The organism is Methylobacterium sp. GC_Met_3 (assembly GCF_026540775.1).
GTDB lineage: Bacteria > Pseudomonadota > Alphaproteobacteria > Rhizobiales > Beijerinckiaceae > Methylobacterium.
Genome location: NZ_JALNUL010000037.1, coordinates 1 through 19,920, shown reverse-complemented (window position 1 = coordinate 19,920; position 19,920 = coordinate 1). Strand labels below are relative to the sequence as shown.

General features: G+C 66.7%; 14 protein-coding genes. 12 read left to right on the top strand and 2 right to left on the bottom strand.

Translation table 11 applies throughout. The features are described 5' to 3' along the window. Positions 1-108: 108 nt before the first annotated feature. From tagH to OXS27_RS32705, 8 genes are all read left to right on the top strand, one after another. Positions 109-1,467 carry a type VI secretion system-associated FHA domain protein TagH gene (gene tagH, locus OXS27_RS25510; RefSeq protein ID WP_267359728.1) on the top strand — a complete coding sequence of 453 codons (1,359 nt, stop codon included), beginning with the start codon at positions 109-111 and terminating at the stop codon, positions 1,465-1,467. Positions 1,468-1,928: 461 nt separating this feature from the next. Then, a complete protein-coding gene (tssK, locus tag OXS27_RS25505; RefSeq protein ID WP_267359726.1) occupies positions 1,929-3,266 on the top strand; it encodes a type VI secretion system baseplate subunit TssK in 1,338 nt (445 codons plus the stop codon). 118 nt (positions 3,267-3,384) lie between these two features. Continuing rightward, positions 3,385-4,848, top strand: coding sequence for a type VI secretion system protein TssL, long form (gene tssL, locus OXS27_RS25500; RefSeq protein ID WP_267359724.1), 1,464 nt, complete (start codon positions 3,385-3,387; stop codon positions 4,846-4,848). Between the two features lie 90 nt (positions 4,849-4,938). Continuing rightward, positions 4,939-8,562, top strand: coding sequence for a type VI secretion system membrane subunit TssM (gene tssM, locus OXS27_RS25495; protein WP_267359722.1), 3,624 nt, complete (start codon positions 4,939-4,941; stop codon positions 8,560-8,562). Position 8,563: 1 nt separating this feature from the next. Then, positions 8,564-9,253, top strand: coding sequence for a type VI secretion system-associated protein TagF (gene tagF, locus OXS27_RS25490; RefSeq protein ID WP_267359720.1), 690 nt, complete (start codon positions 8,564-8,566; stop codon positions 9,251-9,253). Positions 9,254-9,263: 10 nt separating this feature from the next. Further along, the gene (locus OXS27_RS25485) at positions 9,264-10,082 is read left to right on the top strand and encodes a PP2C family serine/threonine-protein phosphatase (protein ID WP_267359718.1); all 819 of its coding nucleotides are present in this window, start codon (positions 9,264-9,266) and stop codon (positions 10,080-10,082) included. After that, positions 10,082-12,016, top strand: a complete 1,935-nt coding sequence (locus tag OXS27_RS25480; protein WP_267359716.1) for a serine/threonine protein kinase — start codon at positions 10,082-10,084, stop codon at positions 12,014-12,016. Before OXS27_RS25485 ends, OXS27_RS25480 begins: the two co-directional genes overlap by 1 nt. Before the next feature lie 3 nt (positions 12,017-12,019). Next, positions 12,020-13,657 carry a transglycosylase SLT domain-containing protein gene (locus OXS27_RS32705; RefSeq protein WP_346733013.1) on the top strand — a complete coding sequence of 546 codons (1,638 nt, stop codon included), beginning with the start codon at positions 12,020-12,022 and terminating at the stop codon, positions 13,655-13,657. 42 nt (positions 13,658-13,699) lie between these two features. Here the strand turns inward: OXS27_RS32705 and OXS27_RS25470 are convergent, their stop codons facing one another. Continuing rightward, a complete protein-coding gene (locus OXS27_RS25470) occupies positions 13,700-13,984 on the bottom strand; it encodes a PAAR domain-containing protein (RefSeq protein ID WP_267359714.1) in 285 nt (94 codons plus the stop codon). 474 nt (positions 13,985-14,458) lie between these two features. Between OXS27_RS25470 and OXS27_RS25465 the strand changes: the two genes are divergently transcribed. Together OXS27_RS25465 and OXS27_RS25460 are read left to right on the top strand one after the other, a co-directional pair. Further along, positions 14,459-14,968, top strand: coding sequence for a hypothetical protein (locus OXS27_RS25465; RefSeq protein WP_267359712.1), 510 nt, complete (start codon positions 14,459-14,461; stop codon positions 14,966-14,968). A gap of 201 nt (positions 14,969-15,169) precedes the next feature. Further along, on the top strand, positions 15,170-15,628 hold the full coding sequence (locus tag OXS27_RS25460; protein ID WP_267359710.1) for a hypothetical protein: 459 nt from the start codon (positions 15,170-15,172) through the stop codon (positions 15,626-15,628). 150 nt (positions 15,629-15,778) lie between these two features. Here OXS27_RS25460 and OXS27_RS25455 read toward each other — a convergent pair whose 3' ends face one another. After that, a complete protein-coding gene (locus OXS27_RS25455; protein WP_267359708.1) occupies positions 15,779-17,098 on the bottom strand; it encodes a tetratricopeptide repeat protein in 1,320 nt (439 codons plus the stop codon). Positions 17,099-17,469: 371 nt separating this feature from the next. On the opposite strand from OXS27_RS25455, the gene OXS27_RS32700 reads away from it, so the two are divergent. Beyond that, on the top strand, positions 17,470-18,681 hold the full coding sequence (locus tag OXS27_RS32700) for a M23 family metallopeptidase (RefSeq protein ID WP_267359706.1): 1,212 nt from the start codon (positions 17,470-17,472) through the stop codon (positions 18,679-18,681). Between the two features lie 411 nt (positions 18,682-19,092). Continuing rightward, entirely contained in the window at positions 19,093-19,887 is a 795-nt protein-coding gene (locus OXS27_RS25445) for a hypothetical protein (RefSeq protein ID WP_267359704.1), read from the top strand. The last annotated feature ends 33 nt before the right edge of the window (positions 19,888-19,920 follow it).

Here is a 19,920-nt window from a genome sequence, read left to right as displayed (position 1 = left end):
ATCCAGAGGGCTCGTCCAACGGCCGAGGGGAGAATGCTGGCCGCATCCTTGTAGAGCGAGGCGGGCACGAGACATGATCGTGACTCGGGCCGACGGTGGGAATGAACGATGACGCTCACCCTCTTGATTGAGAATTTCTCCGTTCTTCCCGATGGGGGGCCGCTCAGCATCAGCCTGTCGGGGCGGCGCGGCATCGATATCGGTCGCGATCAGTACCTCGACTGGACGCTGCCCGACCCGGATCGGGTGATCTCCGGCAAGCACGCCGAGGTCCGCCACCGGGACGATGGCTATTGGCTGCAGGACGTCTCGCGCAACGGCGTGTTCGTGAATCGCAGCCCGCAGCGGTTGCAGGAGGCTTACCGGCTCAGGGACGGCGATCGTATCCAGATCGGCCAATACATCATCCTTGCCCGGATCGACGGAGAGCCGCTTCCTGCGCAGGCGCCCCCGGCCATGCCCCGGGCCGGCACCCAGGATTGCTGGGACTCGCCCTTCGAGGCACCGCCGGTCCCGAGCCATCAGCTGAAGTCCCCCCTGGCCGGCCGTCCGGTTCAGCCTGATTTCGTGGACTGGCTGGTCGACCTGCCCGGGCCGGCCGGTTCGCCCAGGCCCGGGTGGCCAGAACAGGGCAACGAGAGTCCCGGTGCAGGGCCCGCGCCTCTGCCAAACCCGCGCCGCCGACCCGAGCTGCCGTTTCCGACCCCGACCTTCGACAGGCTGGACAGCCCCCCGCACGCCACCGCACCCTTCGACGCCGCGGTCCCGGCACTCCCGCCAGCGATCGATCCGTGGCACAAGACCGAGGCGGGCAGCGCATCGCCTGGGGCAGAGATAGGCAAGCGTGGCGGCGCGCCGGCGGAGCCGGACGCGCCGGCAAGATCGTCCCAAGATGCCGACAGGTTCATCCGTCGTTTCGCGGCGGGCCTCGGCGTCCCGCCGGAGATTCTGGCCTGGCAGGATGCGGGCGACCTGGCCGAAGAGTGCGGCGCCATCCTCCGTCTCAGCGTCGAGAACGTGAAGCAGCTTCTGGCTGCCAGAACCGAGTCGAAGCGCGTCGTCAAAGCCGCGAACCAGACGACAATCCAGGCGCTCGACAACAACCCGCTGAAATTCTCCCCGACCGTCGATGACGCCCTGCGCATCATGCTGGGCCGCCCGTCGAGCGGCTACCTTGAGGCGCGGCGCGCGATGGAGGCGAGTTTTCGCGACCTGAAGACCCATCAGGTCAAGACCTACGCCGCCATGCAGAACGCGCTCCGCCTTCTGTCGGAGGAGCTGAGTCCCGAGGGGATCGAGGCTTCGGATGAGAAGGACCGCGGCCTCGGCGGCCTTCTCGGCTCACGCAAGGCTCGTCTTTGGGACATCTACACGACGCGTTGGGACGCCCTCGCGTCGCTCCACGATGACGGCATGGTGGACGCATTCATGGTGATTTTCGCGGATTGCTACGACAAGGGCCGTTAGGGCGTCCTACGCCGAAGGAATACCGGTTCGCCGCGCGAGCACCCACAACAAGAGCTTGGAGCTGCGCCCGATCGCAGGGGCGGACCGGCCATGTCCCCGTTATGCGTGACAGTTGCACAAGTCTCGACCTCAGCGATCGTCCACGAATTGCGCGCGTCGGCGTTTTGCGATGTCGTAACCCCCTCGGCTTGCCGAGCCACGCGGCCGTTGAATGGTAGATCCAATGTGTGGAATTCTGCGACGCGCTCAACTCGTCAGCTCGCTGATGCACGTTCCAACCGGCTTGCAGACTGGCCGAACACCCGGGACAAGGTGAAGATTGATTGTCTCCACGGGATTATAGCATTGGCCGGGGAGAGAAAAGCCATTATGCCGGCAAACTCGGCGGTCGGCGCGATTAACAAACCAGAGCGGTCTCGCGCGCGGCGGGTCAGCGGACGGCGTTGAGAGAGTGGGCGGCAATGTCCTGGCGCAACAAGGTAGTCTGGACCGAGGGGCTGTTCCTTCGGCCGCATCACCTTCAGCAGAATGACCGGTATTTCGAGGGTCTCATCGAAAGCCGGACCCGCCATGTCACGCCTTACCCCTGGGGGTTCTCGTCCCTGGAGATCGACCGCGACCTCGCGCAGCAGAGCAAGTTCGCCGTGCGTCGCGCCGCAGGCATCATGCCGGACGGGACGCCGTTCGATATCCCGGCCGAGCTGCCGCCGCCGCCGCCCATTGAGGTGCCGGAGAGCGCCGGCAAGTACATCGTTTGGCTGACCTTACCCGTCGGCGCCCCGAATACCCGCGAGGTCGAGTCCGCCGAGGCCGAGAGCGCCAGCCGGTTCGTCCCCGCCAATATCCGTCTGATCGACACAACCTCCGCGCTCCGCATCGAGGAGGACATCGAGGTTGCGCAGCCCCGCCTCGCCTACGAGCTTCGGAAGACCGCCAAGCCCGGATATGTCGGGCTGGCGATCGCCCGGATCGTCGAGGTGCGTGACCGCGCCATCGTCTTCGACGACACGTTCGCGCCGCCCGTGCTCACCAGCTCCAGCCATCCGGTGGTGCATGGCTGGATCGAGCGCGTCATCGGCTGGGTCGAGAACAAGCTGGAGGAACTTGCCCGCTACGCGGCCGACCCGACGGCGGGCGGCGGCTTGCAGAGCGCGGACTATTTCATCCTGCAGCTGCTCAACCGGCACATCCCGGTCCTGCAGCATTTCGCGGCCTCCCGGTTCGTCCATCCCGAGCGCCTCTACGAAGAGTTCCTGCATCTCGCAGGCGAGCTCGCTACCTTCACCACGGCCGACCGACGCGCCCGCACCTACCCGGCATACGACCACGACGATCTCGAGAACGTCTTCAAGCCCATCCTGCGCGACATCCAGGACTTCCTCTCAGCGCAGCTCGGCCGCCGCGCCATCCGGATGCCGATCGTGGAGCGGGCTGCGAACGCCTTCGTCTCCATCATCCGGGACCGCAACCTGTTCCGGAATGCGAGCCTCGTCCTTGAGGTCGCCGCGCGCCGACCGCTCACCGAGATCCAGTCCGAGTTCCCGCAGCTCTTCAAGGTCGGACCGAACACGCAGATGAACGAGATCGTGCATGCCAATCTGCCCGGCGTGCCACTCGTGCATCTCCCGACGCCGCCGCCGCAGATCCGTGCGATCTCCGATCACGTGTACTTCCTGCTCGATCGGCAATCACCGCTGTGGCCTGAGTTCTCGGTGGCGAGCTCGATCGGAATGCATTTCTCCGGGGACTGGCCGCAGCTCGAACTGGAGCTGTGGGCGGTGCTGGATGTCCGGCGATGATCGCGCTCGGCCGGATTGCCGGAGTTCCAAGCGCGTCAGAACACGGGTTCGGGGCCGTGCCCGATCGTGCCGCGATGATGCACGACTCTGAGGGGATCTCGGAGGGAGCTCGGTCGTCATGAGCGACCCCTTCGGCCGAAACGACCGGACGATCATCCTGCCGGATCCTGGCGGACGCGGACGGATGCCCGATGCGTCACCCGCGCCCGCGGAGGCGCGATCCTACCAACCCGCGCCCCACCAACCTGCCCCGTATCCGGCCCCGTTCCATCCGCCCACGGGTCGTGAACGCCCGGCATCCGAGACCGATGATTGGGCGACCTCGGACCTGTCGGCACGCCAACCGGCCGCGGCACCCGCCGAGCGCGCCCGCGCGCTCGTGATGAAGCGGGACGTCGTCGTCGCCCCGAACGCCAATCCGCTCCTGCGTGCGGCTGCCCCCCTCCTGCTGCTGCTGGGCCGGCTGCGCGTGCAACTTTCGACGGCTTCGTTCTCGAACCTGATGGAGCAGGTCGCCGCCAGCATCGAGGATCTCGAAAAGGACACCCGCGGGGCCGGGGTTGATGCGGAACAGGTGCGCGCCGCGAAATACATCGTCTGCGCCACGGCTGACGACATCGTCCAAAATATTCCCACCGACGAGCGCCACGTCTGGACCCAGTACAGCATGCTGAGCCGGTTCTTCGGCGAACGCGTCGGCGGGGTGCGTTTTTTCGAGCAACTCGACCGGGCTAAGCTCGATCCGATCGGGAATTACCACCTGCTCGAACTGATCCACGCCTGCCTGGGGATCGGCTTCCAGGGCGTGCATCGGACCGGTGGAGGCGGAGCGGCGAATCTCCAGCGTATTCAACGCGAACTCTACGAACTGCTTCGCCGCACCCGTACCGCGGACCGTGAAGTCTCGCCGCGCTGGCAGGGGCAGGCAATCCCGCCCGAAGCGCGGCGCCTGCACGTTCCGCTCTGGGCCGCCGGCTCTCTGATCGGGGCGCTGCTCCTGGGCCTGTTCCTGCTCCTTCGCACGCTCCTCGTCGGGAACGCCGAAGCGACAGCGACGGAACTCGCCCAACTCCATCCCCTGTCTGAGGTAAGCATACAGCGGCGCGTCTACGCGCCTCCGCCTCCGCCCCCGCCCCCGCCGGCCGAGAGCCAAGCCGGCAAATTCCAGGACGCGCTGAAGGCCGAGATCAACGACAGCGCGGTCTCGGTGATCGAGTCCGGCAACCAGATCGTCCTGCGTCTGGCCTCGGCGCTGTTCCGGCCAGCGGATGCGCGGGTCAAGCCGGACTTCGTCAGCCTCCTGAAGCGCCTTGCGAGCCTGCTGGAGAAGACCACGGGTCCCGTCAAGGTCGTGGGCCATACGGATGCGATCCCGATCAAGACGGTTCTGTTCCCGTCGAACTTCGTGCTGTCGGAGGCCCGGGCGAAGGCCGTCGCCGACATCCTCAAGACCGGTTTGTCGAAACCCGACCGGGTCGCGATCGAAGGCAAGGGCGCCGACGTACCGATCGCCAGCAACAAGACGCCGGAGGGACGGGCCCGCAATCGGCGCGTCGATATCGTCATCCCCCGCGAGCGCTGAGGGCAACGTGAGGGACGAGTCTGCACACCAAGCCCGGCTCCCCGCCCAGGGAGGTGAGACCATGTCGGATCGCATCGAGGCCGCGGGGCGATGACGTTGCAAGCGTGGATATGGCGCGCGGCGCTGATCGTCGGAGGCCTCTGCCTGTCGGGGCTGATCTGGTGGGGCGGGCCCCTTCTCGCGTTCGCCGACGCGCGCCCGCTCGAAGCGGCTTGGCCGCGCCTCCTCCTCTGCTGCCTCGTTCTCGGAGGCGTAGCCGCCGCGATCGGCTGGACTTGGTATCAGCGTCGCAAGGCGACGCGCGTCCTCCAGACCGAGATCGCCGGTGCCGACGCCGAGGCCAGCGACGGAACGGTTCTCCAAGAGCGCATGACCGACGCGCTCGCGACCTTGAAGAAGGCGCGCGGCGGCAAGAGCGGCTACCTCTACGACCTGCCCTGGTATGTCATCATCGGCCCCCCCGGAGCGGGCAAGACCACGGCCCTCGTGCGATCGGGCCTCAAGTTTCCCCTCGCCAAGGGCCGGACCCCGGAGGCCGTGGCCGGCCTCGGCGGGACGCGCTATTGCGACTGGTGGTTCACCGAGGACGCCGTGCTGATCGATACGGCCGGCCGCTACACCACGCAGGACACCTCCCCGAAGGGGGATCGATCGAGTTGGTTCGCTTTCCTCGCGCTGCTCCGCCGTGCGCGTCCGCGCCAGCCGATCAACGGCGTCCTCGTCGCAATCAGCATCGAAGATCTGCTCACCGGCGGCGATGCCGCCAGCGAGGCTCACGCCGCCGCGGTGCGCGCGCGCCTCATCGAGCTGCACGAACAGCTGAAGGTCGATTTTCCGGTCTACGTCATCTTCACCAAGATGGACCTGATCGCCGGTTTCACGGAGTTCTTCGGCCAGCTCTCCGAAGCCGAGCGGGAGATGGTCTGGGGTCATACCTTCCAGACCGCCGACAAGACCCGCAACATGGTCGGCGACGTACCGACCGAATTCGACGCCCTGATCGAGCGTCTCAACGAATGGATGCCCGACCGCCTTCAAAACGAGGTGGCGCCGACGGCCCGCGTCGTCCTGTTCGGTTTCCCGAGCCAGGTGGCGGCGATCCGAGCGCGGGTCGTCGACTTCTGCGGTCGGGTCTTCGAACCGAGCCGCTACCATATCAATGCGACTCTGCGCGGTTTCTACTTCACGTCCGGCACCCAAGAGGGAACACCGATTGACCAGCTGATCGGCGCGCTCTCGCGCAGCTTCGGTTCGCAGGATGTCGGTGCGGTCTCCTATTCCGGCCGGGGGCGGAGCTACTTCCTCACCGATCTCCTCCGAAAGGTCGTGATCGGCGAGGCGGGCTGGGTCACGACCAACCGGGCCGCGACGCGCCGGGCGAACCTCACGAGGCTCGGCGCCTATGCCGGACTGGCACTCGGTGCCGCCCTGCTCGTCGGCCTCTGGTGGACGAGCTTCCTGCGCAACAACCAGCTCATCAGCCTGACCAACGGATTGACGAGCAAGTACCGCGCCGATGCCGCGGAGATCCTTCGCGAGCCCGTCGTGGCGGACCGCAATTTCTCGAAGGTTCTCCCGCTGCTCAACGCGCTGCGGTACCTGCCGACAGGCTATGTGAGCAGGGGCGAGGGTGAGCCCATCCTGGCGACCTTCGGGCTCAGTCAGCGCCCGCGGCTGCGATCCGCCGCCGAGACGAGCTACCGGGCAGGTCTCGAGCGGTTGTTCCGGCCGCGCCTGATCTTCCGCCTTGAGGAGCAGCTCGAGGCGAACCGCGCCCATCCCAGCTTCATCTACGAGGCGTTGAAGGTCTACCTGATGTTGGGGGGCCGCGCCGAGGTGCCGCTCGACAGAAGCCTCGTCGTGAGCTGGTTCCGGCGTGACTGGGCCGAGAACCTCTATCCGGGTGCCGGCTTCGCACGCGGCCGGCAGCTTCTCGAGGATCATCTCCAGGCGATGCTGGACCTCGACGACGGCAGCACGCCCCTGGTCACGGTCAATCAGGCGCTCGTCGATGACAGCCAGCGCACGCTCGCCCGGCTCAGCGTCGCAGAGCGCACCTACGAGGTCCTGAAGTCCGAAGCACGGGCGGCCGCGTCCAGGGACTGGACGGCGGCGAAGGCTGCGGGATCCGACGCCAGCCTCGTCTTTGAGGCGGCCGGCGGGGCCGATCTCGACAGCGTGCGCGTGCCGTTCTTCTTCACCTATGACGGCTTCCTCGATGCGTTCATCGACCGGTTCGGCGACGCTCAGGACATCGCCGAGCGCGACCGCTGGGTGCTCGGCGCGTCCGGCGAACAGCAATCGGTGCGCTCCCAGTATACGTCTCTCTTCGGCGACCTCCTGAAGATCTACGCACGCGAATTTCAGCAGAACTGGACCGGCGCCCTACGCCGGCTGAAGATCCGGCCGCTGGCCGCGGACAAGCCGCGCTACGTGGCCCTCCAGGCGATCGCGGCGCCGACCTCGCCGCTCCGGCAGATCCTCGAATCGATCCGCGACGAGACCCGACTGACGCGCGAGCGGCCGGCACGGGCCGCGGACCACGCCAAAGCGGCAGCCGGCGCCGTGGCGAAGTCCATCGAGCAGCGCGTCGGCTCCGCGATGCCGATGGGCACGGGCGACGCCGCCGTCGCGCTCGGACGCGCCGCAGTCGGCTCGGCGATTGCCGCGGGCGGCGTAGGTTCGGTCGACCGTTTCGGCGGTCCGGCCAATCAGGCGCCAGGCGCGAATATCGAGACGGCCTTCCGGCCGTTTCAGATCCTGACGGAGGGCGATCCGGGCCGGCGCACCATCGACGCGCTCATCGCCGTGCTGAACGAGATCAAGAACGCCGCGCTCGAGGCAACGAACCCGAACCAAGCGGCGGCGGCGAACAACACGCTCGTCACGCAGGCAGCCTCGCTCAAGGCCCTCTCGGCCCGCTTTCCGGCTCCGTTCGAGGTCATGATCCGGCAGATCGCGGTGGAATTCGAGGGCAGCGCGGCAGGCGCGGCCGTGTCGCAGATCGGCCGAGCGCTGGCCGACGAGGTCATCCGCGACTGCGCCCAGATCGCGACCAACCGCTACCCGTTCGTCCGGGGTAGCGATCGGGAGGTTCCGCTCGCCGACTTCGCCAAGCTGTTCGGTCCGAACGGCGAATTCGACAAGTTCTTCACGCAGTACCTCGCCAGCCGCACGGACCGCTCGCGTCCGCAATGGACATGGCGGGGCGACGATCAGGTCGCGCGGGGCTTCTCGGCCGCGACGCTGAAGGAATTCCAGCGGGCCGCCGAAATCCGCGAGGCGTTCTTTTCGACGGGCGGAACCATGCCGGCCATCACGATGTCGGTGACGCCCCTGACTCAGGCCGGCGACGCCGCCCAGACCAAGCTCGACGTAAACGGCAGCGTGGTCGCCATGCAGGGCGGGGTCGCGGCACCCACCGTCGTGCAATGGCCGGGTCCGGCGGTGCCGGGCAGGACGGCGCTCCAGATCGAGGGACCGCCAAGCTTCTTCGGAAACTCGAACGGGCCCAGCACCGTGATCGAGAAGACCGGCGCGTGGTCGCTGTTCCGACTCCTCGACTCAGGCTCGGTGCTCAAGCAGGGCGACGCCGTCGTGGCCACCCTGACAGCCAGCAGCCGCCAGATCTCATACAAATTCGAGGTCAATACCGTGCAGAATCCCCTCGCGCTGCCTGCCCTGCGCGAGTTCCGCTGTCCGACGGGGATGTAGCATGCCCTGCGGCCTGTTCGGAAAGCTCCCGGCCAAACGCGATTTCATCGCGGTGTCGGTGCCGCGCGTTGTGCTCAATGTCTGGGAGCCCTGGATCGAGGGGGGCGTCTCAGCGAGCCGGCATGGATTGCGCGCCGGTTGGACCGAAGCCTACCTTCGGGCGCCGATCTGGCGGTTCTGGCTCGGCCCGGGCATCGCGGGCGAGCCACTTCTCGGCGCCATCATGCCCTCGGCCGATGGGATCGGGCGCTACTTCCCGCTTACCCTTTTCTGCCGGACGGGCAATCGCGACGCTCTGCCGCCGCCGGAGATCGAGCCGTTCGACGGCTGGTTCGGTCTGGCCGAGACCTTCCTTCTGTCGACCCTGTCGCGCGACGCCACCTTCGAGACCCTCCTGGACAGGCTCGCCACCCTGCCGGAGGCCGTCCCGTCGAGCCTGCCGACGCCGACAGCCGGAACGCGGAGGCTGCGTGGCACGGCCCTGGTCCGGCCGATCGACGACTACGATGTCGCGGCCAGCTTCGATCGTCAGCGACCGCTGGCCCATGCCGGACTGCATGCCGGCATGAGCTACTGGTGGACGGTCGGCGGCTCAGACTTTCCCGCCCTGGCGCTCACCTGCACTGGGCTGCTCGATCCTCACCTGTTCACCGGCCTGCTCACGGGGCAATTCGATGCCGATGCCGCCTGATTCCGGTCCGGTGTCCGACCCTCTTCCGGTCGACCTGCTGCGCATCGAGAGCTGCGGCGTCAGCCATCCGGGCCGCGTGCGGTCCGACAACGAGGACCGCTTCCTCGTCGCGCCAGAGATCGGCGTCTTCGCCGTGGCGGATGGGATGGGCGGCCATGCGGATGGAGCGCTCGCAAGCGATACCGTGGTGCAGGCCCTCGCGACGATCGGGGCGGCCGTCTCGGCCGCAGATCTGATGGCGCGCCTGGAAGACCGGGTCCTGCGTGCCAACGCTGCCTTACGAGCCTTGGGGCAGGCCCGGGACTGCATCATCGGTTCCACCGTCGCGGTGCTCCTGCTCTTCGGACGGGACTTCGCCTGTGTGTGGGCTGGCGACAGCCGCATCTACCGCATCCGGGCCGGAGCCATTGAGCAGCTCACCCGCGATCACACCGAGGGTCGCGACCTATTCGAACGCGGTATCCTCAATGCCGCCGAGCTGGCGGCGTGGCCCCGGCGGCATGTGCTGACCCGGGCGGTCGGCGTCCACGAGCGTCCGGCCGTGGATCTGGAGCAGGGCTCGGTGCTCCCGGGCGATGTCTTCGTGATCTGTTCCGACGGGCTCACGGGTCACGTCGCGGATCGCGACATCCTGATGGTGGCTGACACGGCGGAGCCGCGGGGCGCCTGTGATGCTCTGCTCGGACTTACGCTTGAGCGGGGCGCATCCGACAACGTCACCGTCGTCGTCATAAGGTGCGGTGCCCGCACCGACACGGCGGCGGCCGCGATCGGCGACGCCGACATCACGGTCGTGGTGACGGCACAGCCCGCCACAGGAGGCGCCTGATGCGCGAAGAGCGCACCGTCATAGACGCTGGCAGGACCACCCGGGTCGGCCCCGGGACGCGGCTGAGCGACCTCTATGAGATTGACGCGCCCATCGCGACCGGCGGCATGGGCGAGGTCTTTCGCGGGCATGCGATCGAGACCGGCGACACTGTCGCCATCAAGGTCCTGCGCGCGGATTTCGAGGAGAACGACACGGCCCTGACGCTGTTCCGCAAGGAGGCGTCGGCACTTCATCACGTCCACCACGGCGCGGTGGTGCGCTACTTCGTGTTCGCGATCGACCGCCGGCTCGGCCTGCCCTTCCTCGCCATGGAGTATGTCACTGGCGAGTCGCTGGCCGAGCGGCTCAAGCAGGGACCGCTCGCTTTTGAGGCCGTCGATACACTCCGGCGGCGTCTTGCCGGCGGGCTTGGGGCGGCGCATGAGGCCGGGATCGTCCATCGCGACGTGACGCCCGACAACATCATCATCCCGGCCGGCGATCCGGCGCGCGCCAAGCTTATCGATTTCGGAATCGCACGGCTGGCCGAGACGCGGACAGTGATCGGCGACGGCTTCGCCGGCAAGTACGCCTACGTCTCGCCCGAGCAATGTGGCCTGCAGGGGGGCGAGATCACGCCGCGATCCGACATCTACAGCCTCGGCCTCGTGCTGGCGGAGGCAAGCCGCGGGCGCCCCCTCGACATGGTCGGTGGTCAGACCGACTTCATCGCGAAGCGCACGTCGATCCCGGACCTCACCGGCGTCGCCCCGCAACTCGTCCCGCTGCTTGAGCGCATGCTGCAGCCTGACCCGCGCCTGCGTCCCCAGAGCATGGCCGAGGTCGAGGGATGGATCGCGCAGACGCCTACGCGGGACCCGCGGCCAAACAATCCGCGGACATCGAAGCGTGGGCGCCTCGGTCTCGCGATCGGTGGCACGGCTGCCGCCCTGGTGATCGGTCTCGCGGCCATGGCCCTGCTCTGGCCCGAGCGGAAGCCGTCGATGCCGGATGCAGGGCCGCCCCTTGAGGAGACGCCCAGACCCGCGCCAAGACCCACACATAGACCCGTGCCGGGCCGCGTACCAGAAACCGTACCGGGACCCGGTCCGGCCCCATCTGACCCCCAAGCGGATACGACCCGCATGCCGCCTGCTGCCCCGCGGCCCGATCCGGAGCCGCGGCAGCCGGAGCCTTCCGCTCCCCCGGCTCCGCCTGCGCCGCAGCGTTCGCCCCGGACCGGGCCCGAGCCGACGCCGATACCCCTGCCCAATCCCGACGCGACACAGGAGCCAACGATCGATCCGCCTCCCCCGGAACAGCCTCCGGTGGGCCCGACTATGGAGCGGGTTGCTGCCTACATCCATAATTATCGCGGCGGCGCGTGCTTCTTCCTCAGCCCGACCTCCGTGAGCGCCAAGGAAGCGGTCGTCGAGGGTTACGGGACCACGACGCGGCCGTTTGCTGACTTCGACGCGGCGTTCAAGAAGGCATTGGGCTTCGAGGCCAAAATCCAGTTGCGGCAGATCGAACCCGGTCAATGCGGGCTGGTGGATCTGCTCGCCCGACAGGCGCGCGCCAAGACCGCGAGCGTACCGAAGCTGCGGCTGGACAAGGATCGGCTTCGCAGCGGCGAGGAACTGCGTGGTAACGTCGACCTTGGAGAGACTCAGAACGTCACCGTCCTCCTAGTCGAGGGGGATGGTACCGTGCACGACCTTGCACGCTACCTGAAGCGGACCGGCCGCCGGGCAACCTTCGCGGTCAGGCTTGACATCCCGGCCTCGGGAGCGGCCCGCACACAACTCGTGGTCGCGGCCGGGGGACTCGGACCGATCGATGGAGCCGGACCGGCAGACAGCCCGGTGCGGACGATCGACACCCTCGCGCGCGCGATAGATCTTGACCCTGGCTTCGGCCTCGCGGTCCATCAAATCAAGGTCGGGAACTGAGCCATGCGCGCTCCGGCTGAGCCCACACTGACCGAGGAAGCCTGCCTCGACGAAGTCATGCGGCTGCGCTTCGCCGGAGCGCCCTGTGCCGCCTGCGGCGACCGCCAGGGCTTCCTGCGCGAGAGCCGCAACAGGGCCTATTCCTGCCGGTCCTGCGGCCTGAAAATCTTTCCCTGCCAAGGCACGCCGTTCGTCAAGCCGCGCCCCTCCCTGGTGGTGTGGTTCGAGGCTATCGACCTCGTCGCGCGGACGGGAGCGGGGGCGGGCGTGCTGCGTCGCCGCCTGAAGGTCGACCCGCGCACAGCGGCGGATATCGAGGCGGGGATCGGGCGCCTCAAGGCTGCGGCTGATCCGGTCACGGACGCACGCTGGTTTCCGGAGATCGCTACCTTCGTCCACGGCCACCGGGCGGGCGGGCGCCCTGCGGTGCGACGCGATGAGACCGGTCCCGAGACCCTTTGGGAATCGCTGTGTGCGATCGCGTCCCATGCTCCGGCTGGTCATCGGCCGTATCTCGGCCTCGTCGCGATCGCCGCGCTGATGATGGTCGGGGTCGGAGTCGGCTGGCTGATCGTGCCGCAGGCGCCCGAGCCTGACGAGGAAATCGAGCAGGCCACCGCCACGCTCACGTTGGGCGAGGACAAGCCGGTCATTATCGTCAGCGCCGACCTGGCGGCGCAGCTCTACGACGTCACCGACGTCGATGCCGATCCGACCTCGCCCCTTGCTTCATCGATCCGCGTCGCACCGCGGGCTGGCCAGAAGGGTCCGGGGGCCCCCCCCGATGCGCAATCCCTGACGCCGCCGGCCGTGAAGCTTTCGGCGGGCGCCGGCAAATCCCTGGTCGAAGGCGACATCGGCGCCGTCCGGCTGAGCGCCGGCAACCGGCCGGAGCTGGCAGCGTACTCGGCGCTGGCCCAAGAGCTCGAAGGAAACAACTCGCGCAATCCGGACGAACTCCTGGCCTTCGGCCCAATGCGGATCAGGCGCTACCTCGTGGAGAAGATCGTCCGCGCCTCCCGGGCGACGAGCGTCGACCCCGTTCTCCTGATGGCGATCGCCGATAAGGAATCGAGCTTCAAGACCGAGGTCCAGGCGCAGACGTCGTCGGCTTCGGGCTTGTATCAGTTTATCGAGAAGACTTGGATCGGCGTGGTGCGCGAGTTCGGACCACGCTACGGCCTCGCTCAGGAAGCGGCCGTCCTCGCGACGGGCGATATGACCGCGGCGCAGCGCACCCGCATCCTCGACATGCGGCGCGACCCGTATCTGTCGGCCGTACTTGCCGCGGAGATGCTAAAGCGCGACAGCCTGCGCATTGCGCGCCGGATCGGTCGCAATCTCACCGGCGGCGAAGTCTATCTCGTCCATTTCCTCGGGCCCGATGGGGCGGAGCGGATGATCGACGAGGTCACACACAAGCCCGACACGGTGGCGGCGGCGCTTCTGCCGAAGCCCGCGGCGGCCAACCGGCCGATCTTCTATAGCAGCGGCGGCGGCAAGAGCCTGTCGGTGTCGGAGGTCCGCAGCAAGTTCGAGACCATGATCTCCCTGCGCCTCGACCGCTACAGCAGCGTCAAGGCCGTGAGGGTTCCGAACACGCCGGAGCCGCGGATCCTGCCGGCTTCCGCCGGGCAATAGGCCGGCCTGGCGCGCGGTCCCGGCTTCGGCGCGGCGGGCGCTTCAGCCTATCAGCACCGTCGGCAAACCAGCGACGATGACGCCGCCATGCGCGGTCATATCCCCGATGCGCGCGGCCATCTGGCCCCCGATCAGCACGGTCGGCGAACCCTGAACGATCGTGTCCGGCGGCCCCGTACAGACTGCGGTATCGCCGACCCGCGCGGCCAGCAGGTTGCCGATGAGGACCGTCGGGCAGCAGGGCGCCGCAATGGGGCCGCCGACATGGGGAACCACCACAGTGACCATCGGGCAGGTGTGCATATCCGTAATGCGGGCGGCGGGCATTCCCATTCAGCACCTGTCCGGATCTTGGGGGATCAGCCAGACAGCACTGTATCAGAACACCGGGCGAAGCGCAGGTCTCCTCGGATGTGACCATGGCCGGCCCGACGCCCGCCTGCTGACGACCGCCTGCTGGCGCCCACCGACGAGCGCGGCGGCGGTGAGGTCGCAGCCATCGAACCGGATACGGCGGCGTGGCTGCGGACGGCGGTCGGCCTAGATCGGCGGCGCGCCGACCGGTGCATGGCCTCACAAGCGGTAGCCCTCCGGTTACGTCGGGCAGGCATGGGCGTATCGAGGCCACCTTCCACTGCCTCTCGGGCACTTCCACCGCATCGCCGTATCCAACGAGAACTGCGCCCGCAGCGCGGCATGCGAGAAAACGCAAGACGGCTTTCGAACCTGATAAGGCCGTAAGAAATAAAGCGACCGATCACAACACAGCTTTGCTTAAGATAGCGACTTGATCAATTCGTCTTGCTTCATGTAGAATTCGGCTCTGGAAACATCATCGGACTTCACGCGCGGCGGGTCACGCAAGCCATGGCAGTGACGAGGACGGCTCTCGAGGGTTGGAAAGCCAAGGGCTTTGGGGAAGATCCTGAGCCACGAACAGCACCGCAGGGCGGCCTCATGATGTATCGCTGCTGGGGTGGGACGAGTAGCGAATGGGGGACAGGCTACTTCTCGGCGACGAAGCCGGTTTCTGTCGTAGACGCCGAGTTAAGGTACAACATCGTGGATTGGGACAATGCCGTTCGTTTTGTCACGAGCTTCAGTCTAAAAAAGGGATTTCGATATTACATCGGCCCTGTCGCGCACGGACCGCGAGATCTTTCTATACCTGCAATGCAAATCTACGTCGAACCTCCCTTAAACATAAAGATCGATCTGCTCGTATCAAAAGAAATCCTGAAACAGGATGCGACGGTGATATTGTTGAATCATCGAGACACGAAGACAGGCGCAGAGCGCAGCCAAGCTTAAGATGAACAAGCTGCGAAATCAAATCCGGCGCCATTCGACATCCGAAAGGCCAGAGATCGCACGTTGGCCGACCGTGCAGCTCCGGGTGTCCCTCCGTCGGACCTCGTCCTATCAGCCTATCGCTCAGCGCGTCTCTGCCGTGGCAGAACGCAGTCTCTGACCGAGCTGCTCGTGGAACTTGGCCTCATGTAAGGATCCGCTTTGGCTGGTGTCACGACGACCAAATCGCCGCTTCATGACAAGGCCTGCGTGGCCGGCTCCGCGATCCTCGGCGGTATGGTCGGCAGCCCGGTGCCCGTGATCGGCCCCCTATCGGGGGCGGCCGTCGGCGCCATCATCGGCCTCCTCGTCTGCTCGCGCGATGTGGTCAGCAAGCCGATCGGCGACAAGTTCGATTTTCTCTCGGCGATCAGGGAAACGGCCAGTCATGCCGCCATGCAGTCGCGCATGATTGAGGCAATGATCGAACGGAAGATCGCGCCGAACCAGCAATCGGCGGCGGTCATGCTGCGCTATGCGCTCGCAGAAGCGAAAAAGCAGCCTGATCGGTTCTATCAATCCTCCGCTCGCACAGCGATGCCTCCGACCGGCAGGGCCGCGCACGGTCTCGCCGACTTGGCACGCAAGTCGAAAGCGGCAGTCGCGACGGTGGCGTCGTGATGTGGCCCTCGTTGCCAAACCAGACGTTACCGGCCTGACGGCCCGAACCAGCGCAGGGGCGAAGGAAGGCGGGTGGAGCGAACCTGCCTGTGATGCCCGAGCCTCACATTGACCGCCGTGGACGAGCGACCCGCCTCAGGGAGACGTCGATCAGGCTTTGCGCGCCGTAACGATCAGGCCCCGGACTGGCTCGCCGCGCTCCATGCGCAAGCTCTCCTGCTGGATGCCCGGGACTGATAATCCAACCGCCGCGAGGCAGCGCGCCACGTAATTCCGCGCGTGACTGTAGCGCCCGTGCGGATTGAGCACGAACCCGTCGCCCTCGCCTTCCTCGACGCTGAAGATCACCCATCCGCCGGCTCGGAGCGCTCCGGCCGCGGCGGAAAGCACTGGTTCGAGGGGGCCGAAATAGCAGAGCGTGTCGGCCGAGACGATCAGGTCGTAGGCGTCCGGCCGGTCGGCGAGGTGGCGCGTCAGCTCGTCCACCTCCAGGCGATCGTAGCAGCCGCGCTGTCGCGCTTTGTCGAGCATCCGCCCGGACAGGTCGACGCCTGTCAGGTGGCGTGCGTGCGCCTGGAGCGCCGGCCCGCACAGGCCGGTCCCGCAGCCGGCGTCGAGGACATCGAGATCGGCGTGCCGATCATGCACGGCGTCGACGGCTGCCGCGACCAGGGCGGGCGCCCGATAGTCGAGGAGCGCCAGCTTGTGATCGAAACTCGCCGCGAATCCGTCGAACAAGGCAGTCACGTATCGGTCGCTGGCACGGGCGGGGATCTTCTCCCCCGAGATCGCAGCCAAGAGGTGTTGAGCGGATGGGTCATCCGGTTCCTCCCGCAGCCAGTCCCGCAGGAGGGCCAGAGCTCGGTCGTGCTCGCGCGTCGCCGCGTAAGCCGCCACGAGAAATCGGCGGGTCCCCGCATTGGCAGGTTCGAGTTCCAGCGCCCGCGTGTGAGCGGCAATCGCCTCGTCAATCCGCCCCAGGCTGGCGAGGAGGCGACCGAGGTTGTTCCACACGTCGCGGTGGTCCTGCCCGATCGCAAGGGCCTCACGATAGATCGCCTCGGCCTCCTCAGGACGGCGCAGCACGCGCAGGGCCACGCCCAGGTTGTTGCGCGCATCGATTTCGTCCGGCCGGAGCATGATCGCCGTGGTGTACGCCTTGATCGCGAGGTCGGGCCGATCGAGTTCGAAGAGGATGTTGCCGAGGTTGATATGCGCGCTGGGATCTTCCGGCTCGAGCTCGATCGAGTGGCGAATCAGTCGAATGGCCTCGCGGGGCCGGTTCGTCTGATGATTGAGCACCCCGTAGAGGTGAAGGGCGGCCGCGTGATCGGGCGCGATCTGAAGGATGCGCTGATAGAGCGCTTCGGCTACCGGAGCATCGCCGGCGCGGTGGGCGCGGGCCGCGATCTCCAGCGCTTCCTCAACGCTGAGTTCGCCACCCGCTCCCCCGGATCCGACGCTGTCCATATGCGGCCTCCGATCCAAGCGCCCGTGCGAATATCGGGGCGCGGACAAACTCGCGCGCGAATTTCATTTGCCTACAGGCGGAGGTCAAGATGATGGTATACCTCGAACCGGTTCGGCGAGGCGCCCTGCCCGGATGGCGACATCTGTCGATCCCCCGTTGCGGAATGCCGGTGTAGCCCGTCTGCTGTGGCTGAACCCATATCCGCGCACCCACGACCGACCGGACACCGCAGTGCGCGCTCAATGCCGCTGGGGCACAGTCAATCCATGTTTAGTCGCATTGTTATGGACAAATTGGCGATCGTCATCGCAGAGCGTCCGGCTCCGTGCTGTGTGCGAGACTACTTTGCCAGGAGACGTGACGTGGGGGCGTGGGCGTGACCTTGAGCCGAAGCCAGAGGCGTCCGCTGGCACGCGCTGCACAACCCGCTGATCGGCCCCGGAAGCCGCGCCCCTGGGCCCTGCTCGCGGTCTGCGTCATCTGGGGGCTCGCCAGCACCGGCTATGCGGTGATGCAGGTCTCCACGATCAACCGGCTGACCGACGAGGCCGTCGTGCGTCAGGCGGAAACCGAGAGTAAAGTCCGGGCCCTGACACGCAGGTTGGTCGGCGCCGCGAGCAGCCAAGCTCTGGAACAGGACGGCTTGGCGGAACGTCTGACGGACATCATCACGCGTCAGGTCGAATTGGAGAACCGCGACGCCGCGCTCGCATCCACACTGGACCGGGCGCTCGCCGGCACGGCGCCCACCCCGGCCGGCGTGCCTGGCCGAACCGAAGAGCCGGTTCCGCCACAGCCCCTCCGGAAGGGGGCGGCCACAGAGCGCATGTTTGCGGACGGGACGCTGCGCGAGCAGTTCGACGCGATCGAGGCCCGCCTCGGTCGGCTGGATGCGCACCAGCTCGAGACGGTGGGGCGCTTTCGCGTTCTGGCACGCGAGCGGATCCAGCGCGTGCGCTCGGCGTTCGAGGCGTTGCAATTGCCCATTGCCGCAGAGCCCGAAAATCCCAGGCCGCGCGTTGATCCGAGCCCGCCCGCATCATCGTTCGGGCGTGCGCTGAGCGGCGCCGACGCTGCGCTCGTGGAAGCCGGACGTTGGCAGGCGCTTTCCGAGACCGTACCGCTGCGGGCCCCGATCACCGGAGACGTCAGCAAATCCAGCAATTTCGGCCTGCGCGCGGACCCGTTTACCGGTGAGCGCCGGATGCATGCGGGCATGGACTTCCGCAGTCCGGTCGGCACGGCCGTGCACGCCACGGCGAGCGGCCGGGTCGTCACCGCCGGCGTGACCGGCGGCTACGGCACATTGGTCGAACTCGACCACGGGCACGGACTGGTCACCCGTTACGCTCACCTTTCAAACAGCAGCGTCAGCGTAGGCCAGGATGTGGCCGCCGGCGCGATCGTTGGGTCGGTCGGCTCGACCGGCCGCTCGACAGGTCCCCACCTCCACTATGAGACCCGTCTGTCCGGCAATCCGCTCGATCCGCTCCGCTTCCTGACTGCAGGCGAGACGATGCTCAGAGTCCCCGAACGCACGAACTCGCCTCCCGAGGTCGACACAGCCGAGCCGGCGGATTGAGACGCTTGCAGCGATCTACCGAAGCTGGGAACGTCGACCCACATCCATGCCATCGCCGTATCCAAGTGTGTCCAACCTCGCCCCAATCCGGGGAACTTTTTGGGAATGTCAAACCTCATCACAGGACCAAAGCCTAAGGGATGATTTCGGACGCGATTGCGCGATGGAAGGCGTCGCTGCTTGATTTGAGTGCTTCGTCTGTGCGGCGAGGACTGTCAGCGGCCGCGGTGCTTGCGAGGAAATCCGTGATCCGTCCCGGACGCGAACGTCATACATGCGGGCCGCGGATACAGCGATCACGCCCCATTATCGTCTGTTGACGTTGGATACACTAGTCACGAAGACAATCTTTCACGATGATAGGTCAGCGGCGGAGCCTCAGCTGGCGACTCAGAGGATCCCGGACGATCTGTGAGCTTCAGGGTGATGGGGATGACTCCAGGACAGATCCCGGCGGCAATCGGTGGCGCGTTACTATTTGTGGCGGCCGTAGCTGTGGGCTCCTTCGTGATCGTCAGCGTGTCGCCCGACGAGCGCAGGTCCGTCTCGAATGCACAGCAAGGCTTGCTGATGGAAGGCATGGCCGCGACCAAGCCATTCGAAGCCGCTCCGCTAACTGCAACTGTGGGGCATCGTTTGCAGCCGAATGCTCTGGCCCTATCGCTTGCACCGAATCCAGGTCTTACCGACTCCCCGCCCCCCGCCGAGACGAGACCTGACGTCACGCCGAAGTTGGGCTCGTCGAGCCATCAGACGAACGCATCCGTGAATGGTTCAACTGGTGAGTTCAATACGTCTGAGCCCTTGCAAGTGCGCCGGCCTGATCCAAAGCCATCCTCCCGTCCTTCGATCCCTGCGCCTCGAGTCTCGCTGCCCATCCAGGCCGCGCCGCCCGCTTTGCAACCGCATGTCGAAGGGATGTTGACGGCTGTTGAGATCCGTCGAATGCGTTTATCCTTGCGGCTCACGCGAGAACAGGAGCCCTACTGGTACCCGGTTGAGCAGGCTTTGATGGAGATTAGCGTGCAGCAAGCCGCGATGGTCCGTGCAGGCCAAGACCCAAAGGATGCTTTCGGCATCGGGGCAGGGATGCGAGTCTACTCGGCAGCTCGTCCGCTCCTTGATCAATTGCGGGAGGACCAGAAGGCGTTGGTGCGCGCGCGCGCGCGGGCCATGGGTTTTGGCTCAATTGCTAGTTCGATCTGACGATGTGGTTGATTTTTGGCGACCGCCTCTAGC

Coding starts and splice junctions, on each gene's coding strand:
- tagH (WP_267359728.1), top strand. CDS start 109: ATGACGCTCACCCTCTTGATTGAGAATTTCTCCGTTCTTCCCGATGGG.
- tssK (WP_267359726.1), top strand. CDS start 1,929: ATGTCCTGGCGCAACAAGGTAGTCTGGACCGAGGGGCTGTTCCTTCGG.
- tssL (WP_267359724.1), top strand. CDS start 3,385: ATGAGCGACCCCTTCGGCCGAAACGACCGGACGATCATCCTGCCGGAT.
- tssM (WP_267359722.1), top strand. CDS start 4,939: ATGACGTTGCAAGCGTGGATATGGCGCGCGGCGCTGATCGTCGGAGGC.
- tagF (WP_267359720.1), top strand. CDS start 8,564: ATGCCCTGCGGCCTGTTCGGAAAGCTCCCGGCCAAACGCGATTTCATC.
- OXS27_RS25480 (WP_267359716.1), top strand. CDS start 10,082: ATGCGCGAAGAGCGCACCGTCATAGACGCTGGCAGGACCACCCGGGTC.
- OXS27_RS32705 (WP_346733013.1), top strand. CDS start 12,020: ATGCGCGCTCCGGCTGAGCCCACACTGACCGAGGAAGCCTGCCTCGAC.
- OXS27_RS25470 (WP_267359714.1), bottom strand. CDS start 13,984: ATGCCCGCCGCCCGCATTACGGATATGCACACCTGCCCGATGGTCACT.
- OXS27_RS25455 (WP_267359708.1), bottom strand. CDS start 17,098: ATGGACAGCGTCGGATCCGGGGGAGCGGGTGGCGAACTCAGCGTTGAG.